Annotated in this window: 8 protein-coding genes and 1 pseudogene; 7 read left to right on the top strand and 2 right to left on the bottom strand. The window is 40.4% G+C overall.

Features of this window, described 5'->3' with window-relative positions:
- Window positions 1–63 precede the first annotated feature (63 nt).
- Complete coding sequence (locus AAEY83_RS12460) at window positions 64–681, bottom strand: LysR family transcriptional regulator (protein ID WP_025646403.1); 618 nt, start codon at window positions 679–681, stop codon at window positions 64–66.
- 160 nt (window positions 682–841) lie between these two features.
- Here AAEY83_RS12460 and AAEY83_RS12455 point away from each other — a divergent pair, with 160 nt between their 5' ends.
- The 5 genes from AAEY83_RS12455 to AAEY83_RS12435 all read left to right on the top strand — a co-directional run bounded on the left by AAEY83_RS12455 (window position 842) and on the right by AAEY83_RS12435 (window position 5833).
- On the top strand, window positions 842–1693 hold the full coding sequence (locus AAEY83_RS12455; RefSeq protein WP_025646404.1) for an aldo/keto reductase: 852 nt from the start codon (window positions 842–844) through the stop codon (window positions 1691–1693).
- A 36-nt stretch (window positions 1694–1729) separates the two neighbouring features.
- Complete coding sequence (locus tag AAEY83_RS12450; protein WP_025646405.1) at window positions 1730–2779, top strand: alpha/beta hydrolase; 1050 nt, start codon at window positions 1730–1732, stop codon at window positions 2777–2779.
- 89 nt (window positions 2780–2868) lie between these two features.
- On the top strand, window positions 2869–4005 hold the full coding sequence (locus tag AAEY83_RS12445) for a cupin domain-containing carboxymuconolactone decarboxylase family protein (protein ID WP_227501921.1): 1137 nt from the start codon (window positions 2869–2871) through the stop codon (window positions 4003–4005).
- Window positions 4006–4021: 16 nt separating this feature from the next.
- On the top strand, window positions 4022–5122 hold the full coding sequence (locus AAEY83_RS12440) for an alpha/beta hydrolase (RefSeq protein WP_025646407.1): 1101 nt from the start codon (window positions 4022–4024) through the stop codon (window positions 5120–5122).
- A 15-nt stretch (window positions 5123–5137) separates the two neighbouring features.
- Window positions 5138–5833, top strand: a complete 696-nt coding sequence (locus tag AAEY83_RS12435) for a flavodoxin family protein (RefSeq protein WP_025646408.1) — start codon at window positions 5138–5140, stop codon at window positions 5831–5833.
- A gap of 200 nt (window positions 5834–6033) precedes the next feature.
- Here the strand turns inward: AAEY83_RS12435 and AAEY83_RS12430 are convergent, their stop codons facing one another.
- Window positions 6034–7305 carry a tyrosine-type recombinase/integrase gene (locus AAEY83_RS12430; RefSeq protein ID WP_025646409.1) on the bottom strand — a complete coding sequence of 424 codons (1272 nt, stop codon included), beginning with the start codon at window positions 7303–7305 and terminating at the stop codon, window positions 6034–6036.
- Between the two features lie 552 nt (window positions 7306–7857).
- Between AAEY83_RS12430 and AAEY83_RS12425 the strand changes: the two are divergent.
- Together AAEY83_RS12425 and AAEY83_RS12420 are read left to right on the top strand one after the other, a co-directional pair.
- Window positions 7858–8292: pseudogene (locus AAEY83_RS12425) on the top strand (IS5 family transposase); the annotation flags it as partial.
- Window positions 8289–8657, top strand: coding sequence for a hypothetical protein (locus AAEY83_RS12420; protein WP_025646410.1), 369 nt, complete (start codon window positions 8289–8291; stop codon window positions 8655–8657). The pseudogene AAEY83_RS12425 and the gene AAEY83_RS12420, both read left to right, overlap by 4 nt.
- Window positions 8658–8763: the final 106 nt, after the last annotated feature.

Raw genomic sequence — 8763 nt, 5'->3', positions numbered from 1 at the left:
TTCTTGGTCATGGTAAACTCCGATTAATACGCTTAGTTTACCAAGTTTACCTCTACGGTTTCTTCAGCATAGCTCAATCTGTTCGTGGGTAGGTAAACGCATCCCAATACAACGGTGTTGGTGCAACTCTTCAGGAATGTGTGGCGTACCATAAGTTCTTAGATAATCGGGTGATGCCACCGTAATCATTTGCAATTCATCACTGACTTGCACAGCAATCATGTCTTTATCGACATGATGTCCGAGACGAATCCCAATATCATAACGATCTTTGACAATATCTGAAAAAGTATAGTCAGTGGTGAGTTCTAATTGGATATTGGGATGCTCATATGAAAATTTGGCTAACTTCTCCCACAATAAAAAATTGAGACTGAGCTCAGTACCATTAATTCTCAACCGTCCACGAGGATAATCACGAAATTCATTTAGGTTATAGAGTTTTTGTTCAATCCCTGTAATGAGAGGTTCAATATCATTTAGCAATTGCTCACCCTCTTGTGTCGGAGAAACACTGCGTGTGGTGCGGTTTAGTAATTTAACCCCAAGACGTTGTTCTAGCATTTTAAGGGTATAGCTAAGGGCTGACTGTGATACGCCTAATTGTCCGGCGGCTTTAGTAAAACTTCCCGTTTGAGCAATTACCACGAAAGCTTTTAAATCGTTTAAGTTTTCAGACATTTCCCACCTCAAAATAAAAATGACATTTTTTTTGTTAATTAAGTGTAATTAATCAAATATTTATATAAATGTAATCGAATTTACCTAACTAATATATTGTTTATTGTTAGGGTATAGTGGATTTTCAGTCAATACTACATATACGTGATGAGAGATCGCAATGAAAACAATTCGATTAAATAATGATATTGAAATGCCGCTCGCTGGTTTTGGCGTATTCCAAATAAATGATCCTGTGCAATGTGAACAAGCTGTATTGCATGCAATTGATGCAGGTTATCGACTTATTGATACCGCAGCCTCTTATCAGAATGAAACCCAAGTGGGTAATGCACTTCGCCAAAGCCAGGTTACCCGTGAAGATTTATTTGTGACCACAAAATTATGGTTACAGGATGCTAGTTATGAAGGTGCAAAAGCCCAGTTTGAGCGTTCATTGAATCGCTTGCAACTGGATTATCTTGACCTGTATCTCATTCACCAGCCGATTGGTGATGTACATGGTGCATGGCGAGCAATGGAAGAACTGTATGCAGTAGGGAAAATCCGTGCAATTGGGGTGAGTAATTTTCACCCTGATCGCTTAGCCGATCTGATTGCATTTAATAAAGTCAAACCAGCGGTGAACCAAATTGAAGTGAATCCATTTAATCAACAGCTTCATGCCGTACCATGGATGCAGTCCCATGATATTCAGCCAGAAGCTTGGGCACCATTTGCAGAGGGACGGAATAATTTATTCAGCCAGCCTGTACTTGTTGAGATTGGCAAGAAATACGGTAAATCCGTTGGACAGGTGGTACTACGCTGGTTATTACAACGTAATGTAGTGTCCTTAGCCAAATCAGTACACCAAGAACGCTTGCAGGAAAATATTGATATCTTTGACTTTGAATTATCGATTGAGGACATGATTCAAATCACAGCAATGGATACCGCCACTAGCGCATTCTTCTCGCATCGCGACCCCACCATGATTGAATGGCTAGCTGGTCGAAAAATGGATGTATAAATTTTAACTTTTTAATTTCAGAAATCAGGAATAATCATGAAAATTTTACATGGCGTTTTAATGTCGGCAATGATCACAACTTCAGGTGCAGCTTTTGCAGCAGATAAAAAGGACAATCCTTTTGACTTAGTCTATGGTGGTGCAATTACTGAAAATATCAAAGGTCAGGTCAATATTCATCCAGTCAGTTATAAACTCAATGGTCTGGATATTGTTGCCAATGTCTATACCCCAGCCAACTATGATGCAAATAAGAAATATCCTGCGGTGGTGGTGGCACATCCGAATGGTGGTGTCAAAGAACAAGTGGCAGGCTTATATGCTCAACGTTTGGCTGAACAGGGATATATCACTATAACTGCCGATGCAGCTTATCAGGGTGGAAGTGGTGGTCAGCCTCGTAGTGTTGATAAACCTGCAAATCGTATTGAAGACGTACACGGTATGGCAGATTTTATTACCCAATATACAGGGGTAGATAACAACCGTTTGGGCTTACTTGGGATTTGTGGCGGTGGAGGCTATTCATTGGCAGCCGCAGAAACTGATAAACGTTTTAAAGTAGTGGCGACTTTAAGTATGTTCAATTCTGGAAGAGTACGTCGTAACGGCTTTATGGATTCGCAGCTAGATACTATTCAACAGCGTTTAAAACAAGCCACGGATGCTCGTGCTCAAGAAGCTAAGGGAGGTAATGTTCTCTATGCAGGCGATGCAGATATGACCGATGAGCAAATTGCTGCACTACCATTTGAAATGTATCGTCAAGGTTATGAATACTATTGGAGAACGCATGCTCATCCAAATTCAACCTTTAAATACATCATGAGCAGTTTACTTGACTTGATGCGTTGGGATGCCACTGATCAAATTGAATTGATCAATCAGCCATTACTGATGATTGCAGGGAGTAAGGCAGACAGCCTTTATATGACCGAAGATGCTTTTGCCAAAGCCACCGGCACAAAAGATAAAACCTTATTTAAGATTCCAAATGCTACGCATATTGAAACCTATTGGAAGCCTGAGTACGTCAAGCAGGCAATGAATCAATTGACTGCATTTTATGGCAAAACGCTGAAATAGAAAAATTTGTGCTTTGCATAATGAAGGCAGTGATTTGATAAGCTTCCTTGAATCATTGCTTTATTACTTAAACAGGGATGATAGAACATATGATAAGAAATCAAGTGTATGCCTTATTTTTGATGGGTTCCCTTTCAGCTATGGTTTGGGCAGATGATAAAATGGAGCAACAGATCACTCTAGCAGATCAGCTTGATACTCAATCTGCGCCTGCCAGTAATTTTTCAGGTGAAGCCAACTTTGCCCGTTTTCCTGTGATGCCCTCACAAGGTGATGTTGCACCAGCTGTCGTCAATTTTGCAGCAGGCACAATCACGCACTGGCATACTCATCCACATGGACAATATCTGGTCGTGACTGAGGGCGAAGGACGTACGCAGGAATGGGGGAAGCCGATCCAAACTATCCATAAAGGCGATACCATTTGGTGTCCACCTAATGTCAAACATTGGCATGGTGCAAGTGAGCATAGCCCAATGTCGCATATTGCGATTAGTCCCGTTGCAACCGATGGTAAAAGCGTGACATGGCTGGAAAAAGTGAATTTGCCGGCTCAACTGCAAACGTCAGCACAGCCTAAAGCAAATACCTCTGTGATATTAAGCCAGAAGCAACTCAGTTTGATTCCGATTGCAGCCTTTAATGCGACAGGCAATCTTGAGAAGCTTAAACCAGCATTAGTCAGTGGATTGGAAAGCGGTTTAACAGTAAATGAAATCAAGGAAATTTTTGCCCATCAATATGCTTATGCTGGTTTTCCCCGTGCTCTAAATGGCATGCTCACTTTTAAAAGTCTATTGGAAGAACGTGAGAAACAAGGTATCAAGGATGTACAAGGTGCAATACCAAGCACTTTACCAAGTGATACCAATTACTACCAATTAGGTGTAGAGCGACTCGCTTATCTGAATAAAACATCTATCAAAGACAATACAAAACCGCTATTTGAAAATTTCTCACCAACGATGGATTATGCTTTAAAAGCCCATTTGTTTGGTTATTTATTTAGCCGAGATAATTTATCGCCTTTAGAACGTGAGTTAGTGGTAGTCAGTACTTTATCAGCGCTCGGTGATGTCAATGCTCAACTGCGTTCGCACTTAAGAATCACCCGCAATTTAGGTGTGAATAATACTCAGATGCAAAAAATTGTAGCTACTTTACAGCAATCCATTGGGGTAGATTTGGCAAACAACACCCAAAGTGTTTTACAGCAACTACAATAACGGAGAGCTTGAAAAAATGATCAATACAACATTCATATTCAGAAACACACTGATTTCGATCTGTCTTGCAGGCATTATTTCAGGCTGTTCGATCAGTCCACATCAATCCACTGCTTTAAGTATAGCTGAGCAAGGAAACTTCGCTGCAGGTGGTAAAGTCATTCAAAGTGCAGGTCAGTTTGACGATAAACAACTCTTTAACCCACAAGGTCAAACTTTGCATGGTGATCATGCTTCAGTGTTTTATCAAATTCCTGAACATGCTCGTTCTTATCCACTGGTGTTTTTACATGGTGCTGGTCAATCGGCAAAAACTTGGGGAACCACTCCTGATGGTCGTGAAGGATTTCAAAACATTTTCCTACGCCAGAATTTCCCAGTTTATGTCGTTGATCAACCACGTCGAGGACAAGCAGGACAATCTACCGTAGCAGCCGAAGTACCTGCTACTACCCTTGATCAAGCTTGGTTTAATATGTTCCGTATAGGACAATATCCAAACTTTTTTAAGGGTGTGCAGTTCTCGCAAGATTCAGCCGCTTTAAACCAATACTTTCGTCAAATGACACCGAATACGGGTGCTTATGACGAACAAGTTATTAGTGATGCAATGGTTGAAGTCTTAAAAAAATCAGGTGATGCAGTGCTGATTACTCATTCACAAGGCGGCGGGCCAGGGTGGTGGACAGCTATCAAATCGAATCAAGTCAAAGGTATTGTCGCCTACGAGCCAGGTAGTGGTTTTGTTTTTCCTGAAAATGAGCTGCCTGAGCCGATGCCGAGTGCCACAGGCACATTAACGCCCACACCTGTAAAAATGGCAGAGTTTCAGAAACTGACCAAAATGCCAATCATTATTTATTATGGCGATAATATTCCAACTGAAAAAAATGGCTATGCAGGACAAGAATACGCAGGACAGGACAATTGGCGTGTACGCCTAAAAATGGCGCAGCTTTGGGTAGATAAAATTATCCAGCATGGCGGTAATGCCCAGTTGGTACATTTGCCTGATATTGGTATTTATGGAAATACTCATTTCCCATTTTCAGATTTAAACAGTCAGCAGATTGCAGAACTACTATCACAATGGCTCAAGCAAAATAAACTGGATTAATTGAGAGGGAGTACTATGTCAATCACGTTGCGGATGATGTGGATATTCTTATGCACACTCTGCCTCACTGCTTGTCCAACAAGTGCAGAAAATACAGGAATAGCACAAAATATGGAACCATATCCTAATATCACTATGGATGGTGATAGCAAAGCCCTGATTGTTTATTTATCCCGAACTAAAAATACCGAAGCACTTGCTAAAATGGTGCAGGAAAAAGTCGGTGGAGAGTTGGTTGCTTTAGAGTTACAAAAACCTTATCCAGAAAATTATCAAGCCATTGTCAATCAGGTCGATCAGGAAAATCAGGATGGTTATTTGCCGCTATTAAAAACTCAAATTGCAGATATTGGGCAATACGATATCATTTTTGTTGGTTACCCAACATGGGATATGCAGTTGCCGCCACCGATCAAAAGTTTCTTAAATCAATATAAAATTGATTTGAATGGCAAAATGATTGTGCCATTCAATAATAATGCAGGCTATGGCATGGGGCAGAGTATTGCCCAGTTCAGCCAGTATTGTAAAGGCTGTCAAATGATGCAAAGTATTGAGCTGCGAGGTGGAATTGAACGAGATGGCGTTTTATTTGTAATGGAAGGGGAAAGAGCCAGTCAAGCTAAAACTGAAATCAATCAATGGCTGCAAAACTTATCAACAAGCTCCCCAGTGATACAACAGCTATTGCAAAAACAATCGGCGAACTAAAAAGTATTCAAAGCTTCATAATTTCAGGTCTTCAAGTCCATGTAGATAAACCTTATCAACAACAAACTATTAAGGAAGATAAAATAATTAATAAGTTTGAAAAAATTGAAAATCATTCTGATCAAAAGCTAATTGGTAATGACTGAATTTATAGCTGAGTATAAACATATACCGATCCTAGTTTTGAACTCTATGATTGCTCATTTGAAATGACCTCGCAGCTCATCTACATAATTTGCCCAATCTTGCATCATCTGCACCCTAGTATCGATTTCATCAAGTCTGTTATAAGCCCCGCCATGTGTGTCTTTGATACGATGACCTAGTTGTAATTCTGTGACGATATCTGAATAGCGTAACTCAGGCTGTTCCATGAGCAAAGTTTTAGCCGATGCTCGAAATCCATGCGCACATTGCACGTCTTTATATCCGAGCCGATGAAAAACCTGTACCAACGTCGCTTTACTGATATAAGCGTTACTTGAACCACGCATCGAGGCAAATACATATTCTTTATGCCCAGTAATTGAATAAATATTTCGTAATCGCGCAATTACTTGCTTGGCTAAGGGGACGACTAAGTGCGAGACCATATCATCGCGACCTTCGCCTTTGGTCGGGGAGAATGCCCATGTATCATTATCCCAGTCGATATCCTGCCAACGCATAGAGCGCAGATCGATACTACGTACAAATACATACGGCAGTAGGTTCATAGCCTCTAGTGTCATCTTACTTGCGCCTTTAAAGTTGGACATATCCTTTAAGAGAGTTGCGAATTGCTCTGGTTTGGTGATGGCTGGTAAGTGATTGCCTGAGCTGGCAGGTGCAAGCTCACCACGGGTATCAATTGCCACATTTCTATCACATAACCCTCGAGCAACAGCGAATGAAAACACTTTTTCAGTATATAAACGAGTGCTCGCCCCAACGAAAGTCGCTTGATTATCATTGTTTTGAATCGACTCGCACACACTTAGTATCATCTCGCTAGTGATATCGTCCATTCTTAAATCACCAATTTCTTGGCACATATATCCTAGGCATAAATCCCAAAACTTGAGGGTTGACTCACTATATGATGGTTTTTTAGATTTACCTTGATTGCGACCTGATGTTTTGTGTTCTCGCCATGCTTGGGCAATGTCAGAAAATGGTGCATTTTTTAGGTGAGTATATTTGTTGGTTTGCTCTTTTTGCTGGATAGCTTTAGGGTCAGAGCCTTTGGCGACCATATCAAGGATAGTGTCTGCTTTATACTTAACCTCATGTAGACTGATATCCTCAATCTTACCCAGCATCATCCTAGGGCGTTTGCCATCTATATGCGGATGTGAATACCGCAAGTAGTATTCCTTTTTGCCATTTGGATAGATACGCAGACTTAGACCAGCCACACCTGAGACACTGACCGAATAATCTTTGTCTCGGCATTCTAGTTTGTTAATGTCATTTGCAGTGTCGATAGCCATGATGTATATCCGTAATTTCTATAAGGTAAATGAATTATGATTATTGATCTAATATCTATATGCTGAGGTTCAGAGTAAATTTTCAGTAGGTTTCTCAAGTTAAGGATAGCAGCCTATATAATAGTATGGATTGTTATTGGACACTACTATGGACACCGATATTTATGATGATAATATTACAGGCCTTTTATATAAAAGGATTTACGTGCTAATTATCCCCAAGGCTCACTTGGGGATAATTGTAGCACATAACGAGTAAATATAGCGTAGGTCATACGATCATAGCCCTGATATGACCCCTAAACTCGTTTTTACGGATTTTTTGGACACATAAAAATTTATTTTTTCTGCCTGTATCGATTAATTGGCAAGGGGTGTAGAGAAATAATGACAAAAATTATCACCTTGTACGTGCATAGAATATAAAAATTAGGGTCATAGTACTGTTCTGTGCAAATTTAAAGAGTCTTGTATTCGAGTTGTTTTGGTATTTATTGTCGATTTTTTATTGAATAGGATTCACAGGGAAATATCAGCAATGGAGGCAACGAGAATCTACAATCCATTAGTAAAAGTGTGGCAGGCCGCGCGACCATGATTCATTTAGCAGTTGATGCTCATGGCAATCCGATTACCTTTATCTTGTCAGATGGCACAACCCACGATGTTAAAGTCGCACCTGATTTAATAGACAAGGTTGGCTTGAGTAATACAGAGGTTTTATGTGCCGATAAAGGCTATGATTCTGATGCACTACGAGCGCATATTGAACAAGCAGGGACGCATAATAACATCCCTCGAAAACGAAACACCAAGTCTTCTAACGACCATATGGACTGGGACTTATATAAAGCCAGGCATCTAGTAGAAAATGCTTTCGCTAAGCTAAAACAGTATAGAGCGGTTGCCACCAGATTTGATAAGCTCAAGCAGAGTTATGAAAATACGGTCGCTCTTGCTTGTGCTTATATCTGGCTCAAATTATGAATGTTCAACACGCTCTAAAAGATTATTGTGAGAAATGGGATGTCAAATCAGCAGAAGACGTTGCTAGAAGCTATTTGGGATTTTTGACCGACTGGAGCTCATCAGAGGGTTTTCACGGATGTATGTCTATCAATGCGTGCGCCGAATATTCAGCTGCTGAGTCTATGCCGCATCAAATCGCCAATCAACACAAATGGGAGGTTAGACAATGGTTATTTGCGCAGTTTGAGCGAGTAGGGGCTCATCACCCTCAGCAGAAAGCCGATACTTTATTTGTATGGGGTGAAGGCCTTATTGTGACAGCGCAAACCGATCAAAAAACACTGGCACTGAATAATGAGCTTTTTATAGAATTAATAAAATAGCTTGTCATAAGTATTGGCTGGTAGTATCGGTATAGTTAAGTCTTTATAAAATCGATACAGCCCATATCATAAAACAGTTTAGGGAGATTATTCTCCATCCACCCTT

It is taken from the genome of Psychrobacter sp. TB20-MNA-CIBAN-0197, assembly GCF_040309765.1.
GTDB classification, from domain to species: Bacteria; Pseudomonadota; Gammaproteobacteria; order Pseudomonadales; family Moraxellaceae; genus Psychrobacter; species Psychrobacter submarinus.
Note: the sequence above shows the minus strand (reverse complement) of the source record. Positions and strands in the feature narration are given on the sequence as shown.